This window comes from Chitinophagales bacterium (genome assembly GCA_020636495.1).
In the GTDB taxonomy this organism is placed as follows: Bacteria; Bacteroidota; Bacteroidia; order Chitinophagales; family Chitinophagaceae; genus UBA5543.
Genome location: JACJXQ010000008.1, coordinates 2,954,345 through 2,971,808, shown reverse-complemented (window position 1 = coordinate 2,971,808; position 17,464 = coordinate 2,954,345). Strand labels below are relative to the sequence as shown.

Sequence of the window (17,464 nt, the reverse complement as noted above, 5' to 3'; positions counted from 1 at the left end):
GGGTTTTGTCTAACAATAAGTAATAGTGTTTCGTCATGTATTCGGGTACTCAATAATTATTTTTTTAACCAAAAAATCTAAATTTTATGAAGAACGTTTTACTAATAGCAATGGTTTGTTTGTTAGGCTTTTCTGCTTCTGCACAGACAGGTTCAATAGGCGGCATTGTTTATGGCGACTCTACAAAAACTAATCAGAATGACACTTTTAAGGTATGGCTCATCGTGTTCAATTCGCAAACAAATATCCTTTCTGCTGTTGACTCACAGATTGTAGTTGGCTGGGGACAGGCTCAGTACGATTTTAAAGCAAAGCCAAACGGCAGCTATCGCACAAAAGCAGCTCATCTTAACGGCCCTACCAGCGGTACAGGTTACCTGCCTACATATCACAGTTCCACATTCATGAGTTCTCCTGTATTGTGGAGCAACGCATCTGTTATTACACACACAGGTACGATCAATATGGGTAATCATATATACCTGGCTTACGGTACTGTAACAAACGGTCCGGGCTTTATTGGTGGTAATGTTTCGCAGGGGGCTAACAAAGGAACATCAAGCGGTATACCTAATATGACAGTACTGTTGATGGATGCCAATAGCAACCCCATAAAATTCACTACTACAGATGCTAATGGCGATTACAGTTTTGATAATCTGCCTTTTGGCACTTATAAAGTATACCCTGAAAACCTGGGCGATGCTACAACTCCTGCTTCTATAACAATAGACGCTACGCATACAACAATGAACGGCATCATCTTCGAACGCTCCAGCACGAACAAGACCATTACTTTGGTTACAACGTCTGTTGCTAACGTATCAGGAAAAACGCTGGACCTGTCGGTTTACCCTAACCCGGCTCACAATGTAGTGAACATAAACTGGGGCACTTATACACAAAATGTAGCTACTGTTGTAATATCTGATGTGACAGGTAAAAAAGTATATGCTGCACAGGTAAGCATGAATGCAAATACAACAGTGGATGTATCATCTCTGAACAGCGGTATGTACTTTATGAGTATCAATTCTGCAAACGGCAGCAACACACAAAAAATGCTGATACAATAAAAGATAGTTTGCTTCAATAATAAAAAAGGGGGACAGAATATTCTGTCCCCCTTTTTTATCGTTTCAGTTGCTCTAACACATAATCATAAAAGTTATCGCTGTTAGAGAAATTCTGGTATACAAGTTGCGGGTGCATGGTTGGCTTATCAGTTCGCCTGATCCATCCCTGTTCAAAACCCCATAAAACTATATCAAGCGGTGTCGTTTCAGGCTCTGCATATATATCTGTTCTTCCGGATAGAAATACTGTTGCGCATGTATTCCACATTTCATAAAAAGGTTGATCTTTCACCAGGTCGTATGCCTGGTAAACAAATTTTGAATAGGGATATTCAGATTGCGCCAATAGCCTTGCTTTGAATTCGGGAGTTATCTTTGCCTGGTCCGTAATGTCCAGCGGGAAAACGCGAACCTTTTCAAACAGCCTGAACATGATGTCAACTGCAAATGGGTCCCAGAAAGCGTTCCACTCCGCATGTTTATTGGCTATTGCAGCAGGTATAGTAGCCGGGTCAAGGTTACCGGGTACATCTACAGCACCTCCCATCCATACTATTTCATTGATACCTTCGAGTAACGTCGGGTTGTTACTCACCAGGTTGGTAATAGTAGTAACCGGTCCTGTACATAATATGGTTACGGGGTCTTTCTTTTCTATAGCTTTTATCAGCAGGTCCGTCATCATAGCCTCACCCGAAGGGTAAGGTGGCCAGCTTTTGTTATCGCTGAAAGGTTTCAATATGTCTATTGTACCCATGTTGATACAGTCGGCCCTGTACTCCCATGGAAAGGAATTCCACCCCCTCGCATCACTGAGCGTAAGGGGTATATGCTCTATGCCAAAAAATTGCGATACGCGCCAGGATGTGTTCATGGCCGGTGTAGCTATGCAATCAGCATTGGTCACAACAATTCCCTGGAGTTCTATATTAGGCATGGTGAGTAGCACTGCAGTTGCTACAAAGTCGTCTATTGCTGCACTGTGGTTAAATATCACAGGTGTACGTTTGGTCTTGTTTTCCATTTTACGTGATGTAAGTTTTTGATGAAAGAGTAAAGTAGGGTCTTTGACCAACAAAAAAAAGGGTGTTTTTCCCGTTTTTTCTGAAATGTCAACATTCTACCTTTACATATTCTGTTTAAACCCTGTCGGATTATTGTCTTATAACTTTAAACAAACAATAGAACATGAAAAAGCTAATTACGATTACGGTTGTGTGTGCATTGGGTATTATCATCAGCTGTAACAGAACAGCGAGCGATAATAATCCGAATAACAACAAACTGGAAAAAAACTCATCTGAATTTACTGAAGACCAGGCCCCATTCCCTGATTTCGGGTATATGCTATCTCCTGATGTATACCATGGCCCCATATTCAAACTCAGCCAGGATTACCCGGACAAGATGCCCAAAGACCCTTTGCCGGATTTCTTCCAGACAGATTTTAAAACAGACTGGAGGAAATACCTGGAACAGGTGCAACAGTATTGTTTTGAAGGTAATACAGATGTTGATTTCAGGGTTGAATATAACAACAAACGCGCATGGTATCATATGCCATGGCAGCATTATGGCAATAACGGTCGAGAAGGGATACACGGGCTGACACAAGAGGCACCGGTACAGCCTTACCAGTTAGGCCCCAACCAGTCTACAGACTCGTCTGGTGCTGTTGCAGTTGGTTTTTATAATGACATTGGCGGTTATACCATCGGGCAGGTTTGGAAGAACCACTATGCTCCTGATCATAAAAAAGATGTTGCTTTCAAACAGGGTGCTGTACTGTTCAAATTGTTGTTTGTAACACTTACCAAAGAGCAGGCCGTAAGCCAGGTACCTTACCTTGTAAATGGTATATGGTGGGATGGGTATGTGGTGCGCAACTTTAATGATATGTATAAACCCAACCCTGCCGCTTACAGGGCAGTTCACCCGGTTGTGCTTATCCAGATGGATGTTATGGTCCGTGACGACCGTTCGCCAACAGGATGGGTATTAGGTAACTTTATGTACAATGGAGAGCTTAATAAACCTGATCCATGGGATAACCTGATACCGGTGGGTATTATGTGGGGCGATGATCCGGAGAACAACACTAACGCATCTAACCCTAAGCCTACCAAAACAATCATCAATCCTGACCTGAAGGAGACAATTATTAATCCTGATGCTAATGAATTGCCACCTACGCACCTGGGATGGAACAGCAGGCTGAATGGCCCTGTTGATAACCCGATGAGTTCATGCTTCAGTTGTCACTCTACTGCCGAATATCCGCAGTATGCGGTAATGAGCCCGCTGTTCAACGATTCACTGAAAAATGCATGCCCTCCGGGATCTGATTGCTGGATGGAGTGGTTCAGGAACCTGCCTTGCGGCACTCCGTTTACTCCGGAAGCACATTCTATGGACTTTAGCCTTCAACTGGCTATCTCACTACAGAATTTCTATGACTGGAAAGGTGAGCAGGCCGGACTGTTTGCAAGTGCATATACTACAAAACAACCACAAGCCATGATGCAGGCAGCACCTGCCGCTAAAATGGCTGAAGAAGAAGAAACTACTGAACCATCAAAACCTATGAGAAGAGTACAGCCGATCACCTTCCCGAGACGCTGATCATTTCATACATGAAAACAGGAAAGCCCCGAAAGGGGCTTTCTTTTTGTTACTTCTTACCATATCTGTTCATTAACTTTAATTGTTTAAAGCGGCAATGATGAACAAGCGTGATTTTTTAAAAGCCTCGTCCCTCATCGGGCTGAATAGCTTTCTTAGTTTTTCAGCGCTCGGGCGCATGTTAGATCAGGCAGCAAATTTGCCTGTTGATGAGTTAGCAAAAGACGACGAATTCTGGACTGCTGTGCGAGGGGAGTATAACCTGAAAAAAGAATACATCAACCTGGAGAGTGGCTACTATAACATTATGCCCCTGCCTATACAGGAACGATACCTGCAACATATCCGCGATGTGAATAAGCTGGGCGCATTCTACATGCGTACAATGCAGGCAGGTAACAAGAAACGTGTGACATCTAAACTGGCGCAGTTGGCAGGTTGTAGTTCTGAAGAACTTATCATTACCCGGAATACTACGGAAAGCCTGGATATGATCATCGCAGGCCTTGATTGGAAACGTGGTGATGAGGCTATTATGGCCGAACAGGATTATGGTGCAATGTTAAACATGTTTCGACAGGTAAGTGAGCGTTATGGAGTAGTGAATAAAGTATTGTCTGTACCCCAACATCCCGAAAACGATGACGAGATCGTTAGTTTGTACGAAAAGGCCATTACGAAAAAGACCAGGCTGCTGATGATTTGCCACATGATCAATATTACAGGACATATACTACCGGTGCAAAAGATCTGCGATATGGCACATAAGCACGGAGTACTGGTGATGGTAGATGGAGCCCATACTTTTGCTCACCTTGATTTTAAAGTGCCTGACCTGCATGCCGACTTTTATGGTTGCAGCCTGCATAAGTGGCTGAGTGTGCCGTTGGGGGCGGGCATGCTTTATGTAAAGAAAGAGCACATAAAAAAGATATGGCCGCTGTTAGCAGAAGACAAAAGCCAGGACGACAATATTCTGCGATTGAATCATACAGGCACGCATCCCGTAGCTACCGATCTTACTATTGAAGATGCCATTGATTTTTATAACAACCTGGGCCCGCAGAAAAAAGAAGCTCGCCTCCGTTATCTGCAACGCTACTGGACAGAGCAGGTGCGTGACATACCCAATGTAATATTGCACACGCCTGCAGACCCTAAGCGCGCATGTGCTATTGCCAACGTAGGTATAAAAGCTATTTCGCCCGCTGATATGGCTAAGCGCTTGTTTGATGACTATAAGATATATACAGTAGCAATAAACAATGCAGGTGTGCACGGTTGTCGTATCACACCCAATATTTTTACAACAAAAGATGAGTTGGATGTTCTGGTAGAAGCTATCAAAGCAATGGCAGTTTAATGGTTATGCTTCGTCATCCTGATATGACAATAGCATTACAATATATTTGTTATTATTGTGTTGTATATATGTTGCGAGCTCAATTCTTATGATTCAATAACTGCCCTATGAAAAAAATCTTGTTGTTTACGACGCTTCTTTTTAGTTGCATTCTTCTGATGCAATGCTCTAAAACACCCACCAGTGTTGTTACAGATGATACACCATCAGGTGCAGTTGTTTTTTATACGCGCTCTAACCTCGGAGCAGGTAAGATAGATGTATACATAGACAGCACAAAAATGGGACAGATAACAAAATATTACCCTGACGCACCTATTACCTGCGATGCCGGGCTAAGTCTTACTGTTGAGCAGGCACCTGGTACACACAAACTAAGAGCTGTTAGTGAGACAGGTATTGAATGGACAAAAGATATTGAATTTCTGGAAGGGCAATGTACTAATTACGAATTGACCGAGCATAATATTGATACAACAGGTATTATATGCCTGACAACGATGTATGGTACCTGGATTCTGCAAAACGAAACTTATACTGGTAAGGGAACAAATGGAATGATCGTAAAATGTGAAAATGGTGTAGGTACGATCACATACGTCCAGGATAATAATACTAACAAATATAAAGCAGGAGATGTGCTTTGGAAAGATTACTACAGTGACGATTGTATGTTGAATTTCCTGTCCAGTAAGTCGTTGAACCTGTATTCTTACCGAACTGTGAAGTTTTATTCGAACAATCATATGCGCATTAGTGGCGGTGGAGATTTTTACAGGAAAACAGAATAATGCCGGTTACGCAGGTTATGAGATGGTAACATTCGTCATGTCAAGATCGAAATGGATTTTATAGCTTTATAGCTGTAAGATGAATTACTCCGAAATAGAAGTATGGCCTTTACTGGCGGGATTGGGTTTATTCCTGTTTGGCATGTATATGTTGGAAGAGGCGCTAAAGGCTTTGTCAGGGCGGGCATTTAAAAAGTTCCTCAGCAAGCATACCGGTAATGCGGTTAAGGCCGTATTGTCGGGCGCATTAGTTACAGCCGTGCTACAGAGTAGTTCTATGGTTTCTTTGCTGGTCATGTCGTTTACCGGGGCTGGTATCATCGGTTTGAAAAATGGTATCGGTATGGTGTTTGGTGCCAATATCGGTACTACTATAACCGGGTGGTTGATATCGCTTCTTGGTTTCAAGGTCGATATCAAAGAGTTGATACTTCCTTTCATTGCCGTTGGCGGCCTGGGCATTAGCTTCCTAAAAACGGAAAAACTCGCCCAGTTCAGCAAATTTCTTATGGGGTTCAGTCTTATGTTCCTCGGGCTGGATTTTATGAAGTCAGGTTTTACTGCTTTTGCTCAGCATTTTGATTTCGGCTTTATGGATCATTTGATGTTCGGCTGGTTTGTTGTAGCCGGCGTGGTGCTTACTGCTGCTATTCAATCCAGCTCTGCTGCCATGATGATCTTCCTGTCTTCTCTTGCGGCGGGCATCATTACTTTGCAGCAAGGCATGTTCCTGGCCATCGGTGCCGATCTTGGTACCACTATTACGGCGGTGTTAGGAACGATAAACGGCAATGCTATCAAAAAGAAAGTTGGCTGGTCGCAGGTATATATTAATATCATTACCGCTATCGTTGCATTATCCCTTATTAATGTATTCAGGCACCTGCTTGTAGATATTTTGGGTATTCATGATCCGCTTATTGCCCTGGTGTCCTTTCATACATTGTTCAATACTACTGCCATTGTGGTCATGCTGCCATTCATTAGCTTGTTTACAAAAGCAATTGACAGGCTTATTGGCAACAAAAGGGAGAGTATGGCTACATTGGTTGCCAGGGTAAACCCGAAAGAAAGTCATGCAGCTATAGAAGCATTGAAAAAAGAGGCGATCACTTTTGCAAGAAATGGTATAGCTGTTAATAAGGCATTTTACGGTATCAGCAATGGAAAGAATAGCCACACAGTAGCTTCTTACTTCGATCTGAAAAAATATGAAGCAGACATAACGAAGTTCTATCTGAAATTAATGCAGAATGATCTGAATGAAAAGGAAGTCGCAATAACAGATAAGCTGATAAGAGCCATCCGCGATACTACTTTATCTGTAAAAGACACAAAAGATATCAGGCATAACCTGGCTGAGTTGGAGCAGTCTGCCAATGACCACCTATATGCTTTTTCTAAAGAAATAATGGAACGTCAGCGGCGATATTACAATGAAGTAGAGCTTGTTTTAAATAATATAGAACTGACTACATCTGATGATATCAATAATCTTGAAGCGATAATTCGAGAGTCGCATGTGAGTGTCAGTGAAAGCATCATTAGGCTCGACAAGCTGGTAGCCGATACTGATATTGCACTGCCCGGCCTGCTCAACATGGTGCGCGAAATCAACAACTCTGACGAATACCTGCTAAAGGCGGTAGCTCACTTGGTGGCAAGTGTGTAAAACAGTTGCGCATTGGGAGCTGAATCACCATTTTATCTCGGCAGGAATGAATTTACTTACATCTCCACCGTTGCGTATCACATCGCGTACTATGGTGGAAGAAACGGTAGAATACTCCGGCGCGCAGGTAAGGAAAATGGTCTCTACTTCAGGCGCCAGTGTACGGTTCATATCAGCAATGGCTTTCTCATATTCGAAGTCAGCTATGTAGCGTATGCCACGCATCATATACTGTGCCCCCACCTGCTTGCAAAAGTCGATGGTCAAACCTGTATAGTTCGTTACAGATATCTGTGGATAGTCTTTGAAAATCTCTTCTATCCAGGCCGTGCGTTGTTCAACAGTGAACATAGGTGTCTTTTGCGAATTCACACCGATCGCTATGATAAGTTTATCGAACAGGGAAACGGAACGTTTGATAACATCCACATGCCCCAGTGTCATAGGGTCGAAAGTGCCGGGGAATAAACATATCCTTTCCATCTTACTGTTCATTTTGGTTGGTAAAGTAGCTGAACACCGTCGTTCCGTAATTTTTCATCTTCAGGAAGTTCGGGTGCTGCTGGTAATCATTGCGGGGCGTGTGCTCCAATACAAATATACCATCCTCTGCCAACATCTTTTGTTGAAACACCAGCATGGGCAGATCGTCAATATTTTCCAGTGCATAAGGAGGGCCGGCAAATATGAAATCGTACTGCTCGGTACATTGCTTCATAAATCGGAAAACATCCCCTTTTATGATATTGAACTTGTCGGCAACACCCAACAGGGCTACTGTCTTACGTATAAAGTTGATATTCCCGGTATCGGCCTCGATAAGTGTCAGGTTGCCTGCCCCGCGCGATGCCAGCTCATAGCTGATACTACCCGTACCGCCAAACAGGTCGCAGGTGGAGATATCCTCCAGGTCCATCATATTCTGCAATGTATTGAAAAGGCCTTCTTTAGCTACGTCTGTTGTTGGCCTGGCAGGTGTCTTCGCCGGGGGAGTGAATTTTCTGCCCCTGAATGCACCGCTTATAATCCGCATGCGTATAGTTGTTGGATCAGGTAGATATTGCTCACCCAGCCACGCTCGTTGGTCACAACAGTGCCCGTTCCGTCTTTCAACCCGGGGAAGAACTGCAGCATATCAGTAATATGAGGGGCAAGTTCTTTATTGGCAACGGTACATTGTATGGCCATTTGCCCCTGCTCAATACCAAACTCATTGGCAGCGTGCATTACCTGGTAGGCAATATCTTCTGATGATTTATAATTGAATACCTGGTGCCAGGTCAGTTCCCTGTTCTTGTACAATGTGGCAAAAGCCCTATCGCTGGTCAGTGCCATTTGCAGGCTGCATTCCGCCTTGAATGGCTTGTAGAACTGGTAGGTGGAGAACGGCAATATCTTGGATTTAGTGAAATACCTGTTGATGAGGCTTTTAATAGCCGATGGCCATGCATACAGGTAGTACGCTTTGTCTTCCCTCAGGTGATGTGTCGTCACTATCTCATTGCTCTCTACATAGTGCAGTTTTTTCAGCCATGCTTCTGCATCATGAGGTTTGTATAAAGTTTCAGGCACCAGCAGGTTCTTGTCTGTTGCCACAAAAACAGAGGTCACCTTGTGTGGCGCAGACAGCATCTGGTCGTTCAGGAACTGGTGCTCAAAAAAATCGATGATCCACTGCGGCAGCGTTTTTTTGTATTCGTTGTTCTTGATCATCAGCAGGTCGCCCCTGTCGCTGAAGCCGGCGACAGATACCGCGCGCGGCATCAACACAATAACCACCCTCGCTATCTGCGAAATGATGTTATCGTTATTGTGCAGCTTATATATTTGCTCGTTAGACGGATTATTAGTTATCTCTGCCATACCTCTGGCACAATTATAGAATTTTTTTGCGACACTTGCACAATCATAAAGCTGTAAGTTGTGCCGCGTACGCTATTTTTGCAAAGCTATTACACATAACACACTTAACAAGTCAGCTTAACATATATCAATATCCATAGTGCAACTATCCATTACTAATAAAGATATACTTAAACTGGCGGCGCCGATATCGGTCTCCCTGCTTATTCCGCAGATCAGCTTCCTGACGGATACCATCTTCCTTGGGCAACTGGGCGAGCGCGAACTGGGCGTCAATGGTATGGCGGGCATCTTCTACCTCATATTATCTATGATCGGGTATGGGCTGGCCAATGGTATACAGGTACAGATGTCTCGCCGGGCGGGCGAACGCAATTATACAGGCCTTGCCCGCACCTTTACCAATGGTATGATGCTCTGCCTCATGTTCGGTATAGGATTGATGGTTGTTTCATTTATATTATCGCCAATAATATTCAATACCAACCTCCACGACGATAGCAATGCCCACCTTACCTTACAGTTCCTGAACATGCGTACATGGGGGCTGCCCTTCCTGTTACTTACTCAATTGGCCAACTCATTTTATATAGCTACCAACCAGTCGCGCTACCTGGTGCATGGGGCCATAGCCAGTACCGCCGTGAATATCGTCCTGGACTACGGCCTGATATTCGGCAAGCTAGGGCTGCCTGAGATGGGCCTTGCAGGTGCCGCACTCGCGTCTGCAATTGCCGAGGTGGTGTTCTGCGCTGTTATGTATGGCATCTTTTATTATAAAAAGATGCAGCATAAGTTCCCGGTACTTTCCACAGGCAGGTTTGATACTGCATTGGCCCGACGTTCGCTGGTAATAGCTTCGCCACTTATCGTACAGTTCCTGTTCAGCATAGGCGGCTGGCAGATATTCTTTATCTATGTAGAGCACCTGGGCACGCGCGAGCTGGCAGTGAGCCAGATACTGCGCAGCGTGTTTGGCGTAGCGGGTATCGGGCTGTGGGCGCTGGCCTCATCCTGCAATACCATTGTGAGCAACGTAATAGGCCAAAGCAAACAAAGGCTGGTGATACCCGTGATACTGCGCACTATAAAACTGGCGGTGATATATGCCGTAGCACTCGGCGCTATACTGGTCATCTTCCCCGATAGCTTCCTGGGTATGTACCGCAACGACCCTGACCTGGTACAGTTTGCCATCCCTAGTCTGAGGGTAGTAGCCATATCGTCCATTATCATGGCGGTAGCTACTGTACTCTTCAACGGCGTGATGGGTACCGGTAATACACGTATCAACCTGCTGATAGAGGTGATATGCGTGGGCACCTATGTAGTGTACTGCTACTTCGTCATAGAGCGTATGCGGCTGCCACTGTATTGGGCCTGGGCCTCAGAATTCGTTTACTGGGGCGCATTGGTCACGGCCTGTATCCTGTACCTGCGCACCGGCAGGTGGAGGAACAAAACGGTGTAATTATGCTGCCTGCTCAGCAATCTCTTCCATGCTGATGCCATTGTGGCTTTCTTCATATACACATTCGCCGCCCTTTATCAGCAGTACCTGCGGGCTCTCGTGGTGTACGCTGAACACCTCGGCCACTTTATTGCTCACCGGCCTGTAGTTGATCAGATCCAGGTAGTAGAATTTGATGCCTTCAGGTTGTTCTGAGCGCTCCAGGCGGGTCTTGGCCATAGCGCTGATACTGCAGCGTATGCTGTGCTTGAATATCACTACAGGCTGCGTTTTACTTTCCTCTGCAATAGCGTCCAGTTGCGCTTCGTTTGTCAGTTCTGTCCAGTTCATTTTGCAAAGTTAAAGCGTTAAAAGATCAATAGGTTAATAGGCAGATAAGGTAAAATGATAGTATAGGTAACTAACCTGACTGACAATTTAACCGACCGCCTTTTTCAACCTTTTGCCCCTTTTGCATTACTTTAGCCGCTACAAATTGATGACAGATGAAGCATGCTTACGTTTTCCCCGGACAGGGGGCGCAGTTTACAGGTATGGGTAAAGACCTGTACGACAGCAACACTTTAGCCAAAGAATATTTTGAACAGGCCAACGAGATACTGGGTTTCCGCATTACGGATATCATGTTCAGCGGTACGGCAGAGGACCTGAAACAGACCCGTGTGACACAACCTGCGGTTTTCCTGCATTCGGTGATCAGCTTCCTGGTGCAGGATGGGCTGCATCCTGATATGGTGGCGGGCCACTCGCTGGGCGAATTCAGCGCGTTGGTAGCCAACAAGGTGCTGAGCTTTGAGGATGGCCTGAAACTGGTGTACAAACGTGCTATGGCCATGCAGCGTGCCTGCGAAATGAACCCGAGTACAATGGCGGCAGTGCTGGGACTTGACGATGCCAAAGTAGAAGAGGTGTGCGCCGGTATCACCAACGAGGTGGTGGTGCCTGCCAACTATAACTGCCCCGGCCAGCTGGTAATAAGCGGCAGTATTGAGGGCATCAACCAGGCCTGCGAGGCTATGAAGGCTGCCGGTGCCAAGCGCGCGCTGGTGCTGCAGGTAGGTGGTGCGTTCCACTCGCCACTGATGGAGCCTGCCAAAGAAGAGCTGCAGGCGGCCATAGAGGCGACCAACTTCGGCAACCCGAGCGGGCCGGTGTACCAGAACGTAGATGCCAACCCGTATATTGACCCGGCTATGATACAGCGCAACCTCATCAACCAGCTTACTTCGCCTGTGCGCTGGACACAAAGCGTGGAGCATATGATCAATAATGGTGCTACGCATTTTACCGAGTGCGGACCGGGAACGGTGCTGCAGGGGCTGGTGAAGAAAATTGCCAAAGAGATGGGGAAAGAGGTGGAGACCGATTCTCTTTCTTAATATATCATACAACTTTGTTTCTTCTTTTAGAGCGGCTTTCGGGCCGCTTTTTTTATCTCATAACTCACCTTTCGTTCATTTCTTTTATTTCGGCCATTTTCCCCACTGATTTAAGCCAGCAACTTAAATCAGCAATAAAAGCAAGGCTATACCTGGCAATACAATGATGACGCTGAGGAATGGTCATTGCCGGTTACAAACCTGCTCTTTATGTATCATTTTAGTTGCAAACATAAATGAGTGTAGAGCAACCGTTAATTTTCCCTTACATACATTATCTCATTGTTGATAACGAACGTGTTAGCATCAGGAAAGTGTACAAAATGATTGTAATGGCTTCCTGCTGTGGTCAGGTCATAAATTCTGCAATTCTTGCTATTAAAAAGTACCCATTTTACCATCCCTTTTTTATAAAAGTCTACGCCATCAGGCACACTTGTAATTATGCCCTTGCCGTTGGCAAATTCAACGATCATACCAGCACTATTCGGCACACGGGCATCATTGGCCCTGCGCCACGTGCCTTCAAGGCTTTCATAACACTTTGCCTGGTCATCTGTATTGTCTGACTTGAATTCGAAATAATTACATTGACCCTCATTAAATGATAAGTTCGCCGTCCATTGCTTTCCACCGGAACTATAAGCTTTTAATAAATAATTGCCTGGCTTTTGGGTCACTACCAAAGCATGCTCATCAAAACAGTCACCAGGCTTTTTTGCAAGGGGGGCGGTAATTTTTCCGCGTAAAACATTGTCGACGTAAACATCTATGTCACCGGCATTTAAGTCTGAAAGCATGTAAAAAACATAGGCCGGGCTGCTAAGTGTATCTGTACGCACCTGCCTGGCTGTTTTTTTCGTGCACCCGGACAATGAAATAAATACGAGTAATATAAATGATATAGAAAGAAGGTTCTTCATAGGTTTATTTAAGTTTTTTAGTTAATGACCGTTAGCTAAATTACTATCTATAACATTCAGATCCGTAATAATATTGTAAAAGAACACCTACTCATATCTACGTTATCGTTTCAGCAATAAAAGCATGGCTCTGCCTGGCAATAGTGTGATGAGGCCGAGGAATGACCGTTGCAGGTTACAAACCTGCTCTTTATATATCATTTAAGTGGCAAACTTAAACGAGTGATGCGTACTAGAATAAAATTGCTTAAATGATATAATTAACGTATATTTGCTACTGTAAAATGAATGATAATTATTATTCATGCACAGCTCTTTGACATATCGCCATCAGAAAACGAATCACCTGCCCGGCCCGCTTTTTTATTTTTGCCAATCAGGAAACATTTGGAAACAAAACCTTGCAATAGTTTGCATTTCAATCAATTACAAGGTGCATTGCTTTCCCCTGTACGCTATACAAGGAAACAAAACGGGAACAAAAGCAGGCAGCAGGAAACAATTTTCAGGTACAAAACCAATGGCCATTACTTCCACACTTCCGCTACCTGTTCGTTTACGGGTTTGTAGGCAATGTATTGCACCATTCGGGGGTGCTTGCCGCGGTTGGGGGTAGCGCAGTGGGGTAGTGCCTGGTGCCATATCACCAGGTCGCCGGCATTGCCGCTAACGGGTACGGGTTGCAGCTTTGCAGGTGCCAGTTGTCTTGGGTCGGCATCTTGCGGCAGAGCAGCAATCCAGTTGCCGACAGATGTATGAAATCCGGGCACGCAATGAAAAGCGCCATCATCCGGGCCTGTATCATTGAGGTAGAGTAGCCCCTGCAGGGCAAAGGGTATGGGCTGATGCAGGCTTACATCCCAGTGCAGGCTACAGCCGTTGAATTTGTGCTCTTGTGTCTCCGGCGGATTGAAACTTACTTTATCTATCAGCAGGTAAATATCGGTAGCGCCATACAGTTGCTCGTAGGCTTTCTTTATCCTGCCTGCGCTCCTGTTGTCGTTCAGTGCGGGGTGCTGAAACAGGTCTACCATCAGTCCTTTTTTCTGCGGGTGTGGCAGGTACCATGTTTCCGGCACGTGGGGCGACGCTCCGAGAAATTCCCATATCGCATCCCTGGCCGCTTCACATTGTTCGGGGCTTACCGCGTTCTTTACCACCACGTAGCCGTTCTCGTTCCAGTGGCCAAGGTCGGCTTGCGAAAGCACCGGTTCATCATGTCCGTTCGTTGCATGGGTAGTCTTGTGTTGCAGTATCCACCGGCTGAAGGCTTCGAACGAAGGGCCCTCGTGATAGAGGTAGCCCAGCGCTTCGGGCATGCCTATACCGTATTGCGAAAGGTGTCGCACCTGCTTGCTCCATACATCATCGTTGGCACCTGTACCATGGCCGTCCCTGGCAGATATAGCGTCTTTCCATAGCAGGTACATGGGGTCTTTTCCCTGTTCCGTGTTCATCGTCATCATGTGGTTAAATGTAGGACAGTCATCGTTGCCCGACAAGGTGAAAATCACCCAGTTTTCTATACAAAATGCGGCTGGCTGTAATGAACCAACCATACGGATAGTTTGTTATACCTTGCATGAGGTATTTAATGATCATTACAACTATGCTTTTTTTCAGCGCCTGCAGTTACGAACCGTTGGCCACGGTACAGCACGTAGACATTCAACGGTACATGGGTAAATGGTACGAGATAGCATCGTTCCCGCAACGTTTCCAGAAAGGTTGTACCTGCACGGTAGCCGAATATACCCTGAACGACAACGGTACGGTGAAGGTGGATAACAGTTGTACGGCTTATGGTAAAGGCAAGCAGAGTATCGGTATCGCCAAAGTAACAGACAAAGAGACGAATGCCAAGTTAAAGGTGTCTTTCTTTCGCCCGTTCTGGGGCAAGTACTGGATCATAGACCTGGCTGATGATTACAGCTATGCCGTGGTGGGACACCCTAACCGTAAGTATTTATGGATATTGTGCCGCACACCACAAATGGATAAAGCGGTGTATGAGTCTATACTGGAACGTGTGCAGGCCAAGGGATTTGATACGACTATGCTCAGTGTTACTGAGCAGAAGGGTTGCAGGTAGAAGTGTGGTTACAGCACCAGCAGCCCGTATTTGTACAAACCGTTCACGGGTTTGTTGTCCCAGAACAGTTCAAAATCTTCAAGTCCTGCGGCTTCGTAGCTTTCTTTTACAGATTGCAGGGTGCGTGTGTTCAATCCATCTGCAGACATTGTGTCGAGCAACTCTGTCAGCCATTTGCCCTGCGGCTGACTGACATTTATGGTAAGGCTGTCTTGTTTGCCCATGAAAGTGAGGGAGGTCATTTCCCAGGTATTCCCTTTCTTCGATTTTGTATAGTGTTCCGCTACAGGTGGTTTACCTATCCATACTACTTTGGCATTGCTACGCGATGATATCTCGTCCTGTTTCAGTGCTTTGGCTATATAGTCGGACGAAATAGTGGTTTTGGGCACTTTATGTTCGAACCACTTGTGCAGGGGGTAGTCGATACCCACACCATGCATATAGTTGAGCAATGACTTTTTCAGCCCATAGCTGAACAGTTCATGCTCAGCGCCTGTGGGGTCGGTAAAGTCAATGTCATTATTAGCGAAAGTGCCTACGGCTTCAGTGGCCTTTGCTACTTTGTATTTGTCCGGCTCTAAACCTACCGGGCTATGTGCCGTCATGGCAAAGCGGTGCCAGAAGGCAGATTGCAATACGCCCGCTTCAAACATCTGCCGCACCATCTCCAGCGAGTCTATGGTCTCTTGCGCGGTTTGTGTGGGGAAGCCGTACATGAGGTAAGCATGCACCATGATACCTGCATCGGTAAAGTGTTTGTTTACCCTGGCTACCTGCGCTACTGTGATGCCTTTTTGTATCAGCTCCAGCAAGCGGTCTGATGCTACTTCCAGCCCACCCGAAACGGCAATGCAGCCCGAGGTTTTGAGGAGTATACAGAGGTCGCGCGTAAAGCTCTTTTCAAAACGTATGTTGGCCCACCAGCTTACCACCAGTTTGCGCCGGATGATCTCAAGTGCCAGTTCGCGCATCAACGCAGGTGGTGCAGCTTCGTCTACAAAATGAAAACCTGTTTCGCCCGTTTGCGCAATGATCTCTTCCATACGGTCGCACAGCAGTTGCGCTGTCAGCGGTTCGTAGTTCTTAATATAGGGTAATGAGATGTCGCAGAAGGTACACTTACCCCAATAGCAACCATGCGCCATGGTGAGCTTGTTCCAACGCCCGTCACTCCACAGGCTGTGCATAGGGTTGGTTATCTCAATGGCAGAAATATACTTATCCAGCAAAAAATCACTATAATCAGGTGTGCCCACCTGCCCTTGTTTGTAGTCGGCACATGAAGGGTTGTTGAAGAAAGTGACCTCGCCATCCACCAATGTGAAAGTGCGTTTCAGCTCTTCCAATGCGCATTGCCCGTTCAAATACTTGACCAGCGTTTCAATAGGTGCTTCGCCGTCGTCCAGGGTGATGAAATCGAAGAATTCAAATACGCGTGCGTCAGACAGGGAGCGCAACTCAGTATTTGGGAAACCGCCGCCCATAACAGTTTTGATGTTCGGGCGATGTTGTTTGAGCCATTGCGCTATCCGGAAAGCCATAAACAGGTTGCCGGGAAATGGAACCGAGAGCGCGACCATCGATGGTTGAACGTCTGCAATTCTTTGCTCTAGTATGTTGAGCAACAGTTGATCGATGAAACCGGGAGGCGCCTGCAGGGCTTCGTACAATTCATCAAAGCTATTGGCCGACCTACCCAAACGCTCTGCATACCGGCTGAACCCGAAGTGCGGATCTATACATTCCTGTATCAGGTCAGAGAGGTCTTCCAGGTACATGGTGGCCAGGTGTTTGGCTCTGTCCTGCGTACCCATATTACCGAATGAGAGGTCGAGGTTCTCAAGTTGCGCAAAGCGGTTTGCTTCGGGCAGGTAATTCCTTTTGGCTATGAGGGTAGCCAGTGTAGGGTTATGTCCCTGCAGGAATAGTATAACTGCATCTATGGTATGTATATAGTCGTCTTGAAGCGCTACGATACGCCGTGCATTGGCAGAAAGTTCCTGAGATCCGTCAACCAGTGCAAAAAGTTGTTGCAGCCCTGTTTTTGAAAATAATGCCAGTGTTACCTCAATGCCCATATCTGCCTGCACGGAGGGTATGCCCTTAGTGTTCAGGAAACCTTTCAGGTAGGCCGTAGCCGGGTAGGGGGTGTTGAGTTGTGTAAACGGGGGCGTTATTAATAATACCGGGGCTGACAAATGCAAAAGTT

The 17,464-nt window shown here is 45.8% G+C and carries 16 protein-coding genes; 8 read left to right on the top strand and 8 right to left on the bottom strand.

Annotation, left to right across the window (positions count from 1 at the left end; genetic code table 11):
• Window positions 1–86 precede the first annotated feature (86 nt).
• The gene (locus H6550_13260) at window positions 87–1,076 is read left to right on the top strand and encodes a T9SS type A sorting domain-containing protein (protein ID MCB9047096.1); all 990 of its coding nucleotides are present in this window, start codon (window positions 87–89) and stop codon (window positions 1,074–1,076) included.
• 55 nt (window positions 1,077–1,131) lie between these two features.
• Here H6550_13260 and H6550_13255 read toward each other — a convergent pair whose 3' ends face one another.
• On the bottom strand, window positions 1,132–2,100 hold the full coding sequence (locus H6550_13255) for a nucleoside hydrolase (protein ID MCB9047095.1): 969 nt from the start codon (window positions 2,098–2,100) through the stop codon (window positions 1,132–1,134).
• 164 nt (window positions 2,101–2,264) lie between these two features.
• Here H6550_13255 and H6550_13250 point away from each other — a divergent pair, with 164 nt between their 5' ends.
• From H6550_13250 to H6550_13235, 4 genes are all read left to right on the top strand, one after another.
• Entirely contained in the window at window positions 2,265–3,698 is a 1,434-nt protein-coding gene (locus tag H6550_13250; protein ID MCB9047094.1) for a hypothetical protein, read from the top strand.
• A gap of 100 nt (window positions 3,699–3,798) precedes the next feature.
• On the top strand, window positions 3,799–5,061 hold the full coding sequence (locus H6550_13245) for an aminotransferase class V-fold PLP-dependent enzyme (GenBank protein ID MCB9047093.1): 1,263 nt from the start codon (window positions 3,799–3,801) through the stop codon (window positions 5,059–5,061).
• Window positions 5,062–5,168: 107 nt separating this feature from the next.
• Complete coding sequence (locus tag H6550_13240; protein ID MCB9047092.1) at window positions 5,169–5,852, top strand: hypothetical protein; 684 nt, start codon at window positions 5,169–5,171, stop codon at window positions 5,850–5,852.
• Window positions 5,853–5,931: 79 nt separating this feature from the next.
• Window positions 5,932–7,524: a Na/Pi cotransporter family protein gene (locus tag H6550_13235; GenBank protein MCB9047091.1), complete on the top strand. Its 1,593-nt coding sequence runs from the start codon at window positions 5,932–5,934 to the stop codon at window positions 7,522–7,524.
• Between the two features lie 24 nt (window positions 7,525–7,548).
• On the opposite strand, the gene coaD is transcribed toward H6550_13235, so the two are convergent.
• Genes coaD through H6550_13220 form a run of 3 tightly spaced genes read right to left on the bottom strand, consistent with a single transcriptional unit; the run spans window position 7,549 to window position 9,387 of the window.
• Window positions 7,549–8,007 (bottom strand): pantetheine-phosphate adenylyltransferase, encoded by a 459-nt coding sequence (coaD, locus tag H6550_13230; GenBank protein MCB9047090.1) that lies wholly within the window; start codon window positions 8,005–8,007, stop codon window positions 7,549–7,551.
• Window position 8,008: 1 nt separating this feature from the next.
• Window positions 8,009–8,557: an RsmD family RNA methyltransferase gene (locus H6550_13225; GenBank protein MCB9047089.1), complete on the bottom strand. Its 549-nt coding sequence runs from the start codon at window positions 8,555–8,557 to the stop codon at window positions 8,009–8,011.
• Window positions 8,545–9,387 (bottom strand): DUF3822 family protein, encoded by an 843-nt coding sequence (locus tag H6550_13220; protein MCB9047088.1) that lies wholly within the window; start codon window positions 9,385–9,387, stop codon window positions 8,545–8,547. Before H6550_13220 ends, H6550_13225 begins: the two co-directional genes overlap by 13 nt.
• A gap of 139 nt (window positions 9,388–9,526) precedes the next feature.
• Between H6550_13220 and H6550_13215 the strand changes: the two genes are divergently transcribed.
• On the top strand, window positions 9,527–10,858 hold the full coding sequence (locus H6550_13215) for an MATE family efflux transporter (GenBank protein ID MCB9047087.1): 1,332 nt from the start codon (window positions 9,527–9,529) through the stop codon (window positions 10,856–10,858).
• Here the strand turns inward: H6550_13215 and ytxJ are convergent, their stop codons facing one another.
• On the bottom strand, window positions 10,859–11,188 hold the full coding sequence (gene ytxJ / locus H6550_13210; protein MCB9047086.1) for a bacillithiol system redox-active protein YtxJ: 330 nt from the start codon (window positions 11,186–11,188) through the stop codon (window positions 10,859–10,861). It abuts the gene before it with no gap.
• Window positions 11,189–11,343: 155 nt separating this feature from the next.
• On the opposite strand from ytxJ, the gene fabD reads away from it, so the two are divergent.
• A complete protein-coding gene (fabD, locus tag H6550_13205; GenBank protein MCB9047085.1) occupies window positions 11,344–12,237 on the top strand; it encodes an ACP S-malonyltransferase in 894 nt (297 codons plus the stop codon).
• Window positions 12,238–12,491: 254 nt separating this feature from the next.
• On the opposite strand, the gene H6550_13200 is transcribed toward fabD, so the two are convergent.
• Window positions 12,492–13,160 (bottom strand): hypothetical protein, encoded by a 669-nt coding sequence (locus H6550_13200; protein ID MCB9047084.1) that lies wholly within the window; start codon window positions 13,158–13,160, stop codon window positions 12,492–12,494.
• A 527-nt stretch (window positions 13,161–13,687) separates the two neighbouring features.
• Complete coding sequence (locus tag H6550_13195; protein ID MCB9047083.1) at window positions 13,688–14,719, bottom strand: phytanoyl-CoA dioxygenase family protein; 1,032 nt, start codon at window positions 14,717–14,719, stop codon at window positions 13,688–13,690.
• A 23-nt stretch (window positions 14,720–14,742) separates the two neighbouring features.
• Between H6550_13195 and H6550_13190 the strand changes: the two genes are divergently transcribed.
• Window positions 14,743–15,252: a lipocalin family protein gene (locus tag H6550_13190; GenBank protein ID MCB9047082.1), complete on the top strand. Its 510-nt coding sequence runs from the start codon at window positions 14,743–14,745 to the stop codon at window positions 15,250–15,252.
• Between the two features lie 8 nt (window positions 15,253–15,260).
• Here the strand turns inward: H6550_13190 and H6550_13185 are convergent, their stop codons facing one another.
• The gene (locus tag H6550_13185; protein ID MCB9047081.1) at window positions 15,261–17,453 is read right to left on the bottom strand and encodes a radical SAM protein; all 2,193 of its coding nucleotides are present in this window, start codon (window positions 17,451–17,453) and stop codon (window positions 15,261–15,263) included.
• Window positions 17,454–17,464 lie beyond the last annotated feature (11 nt).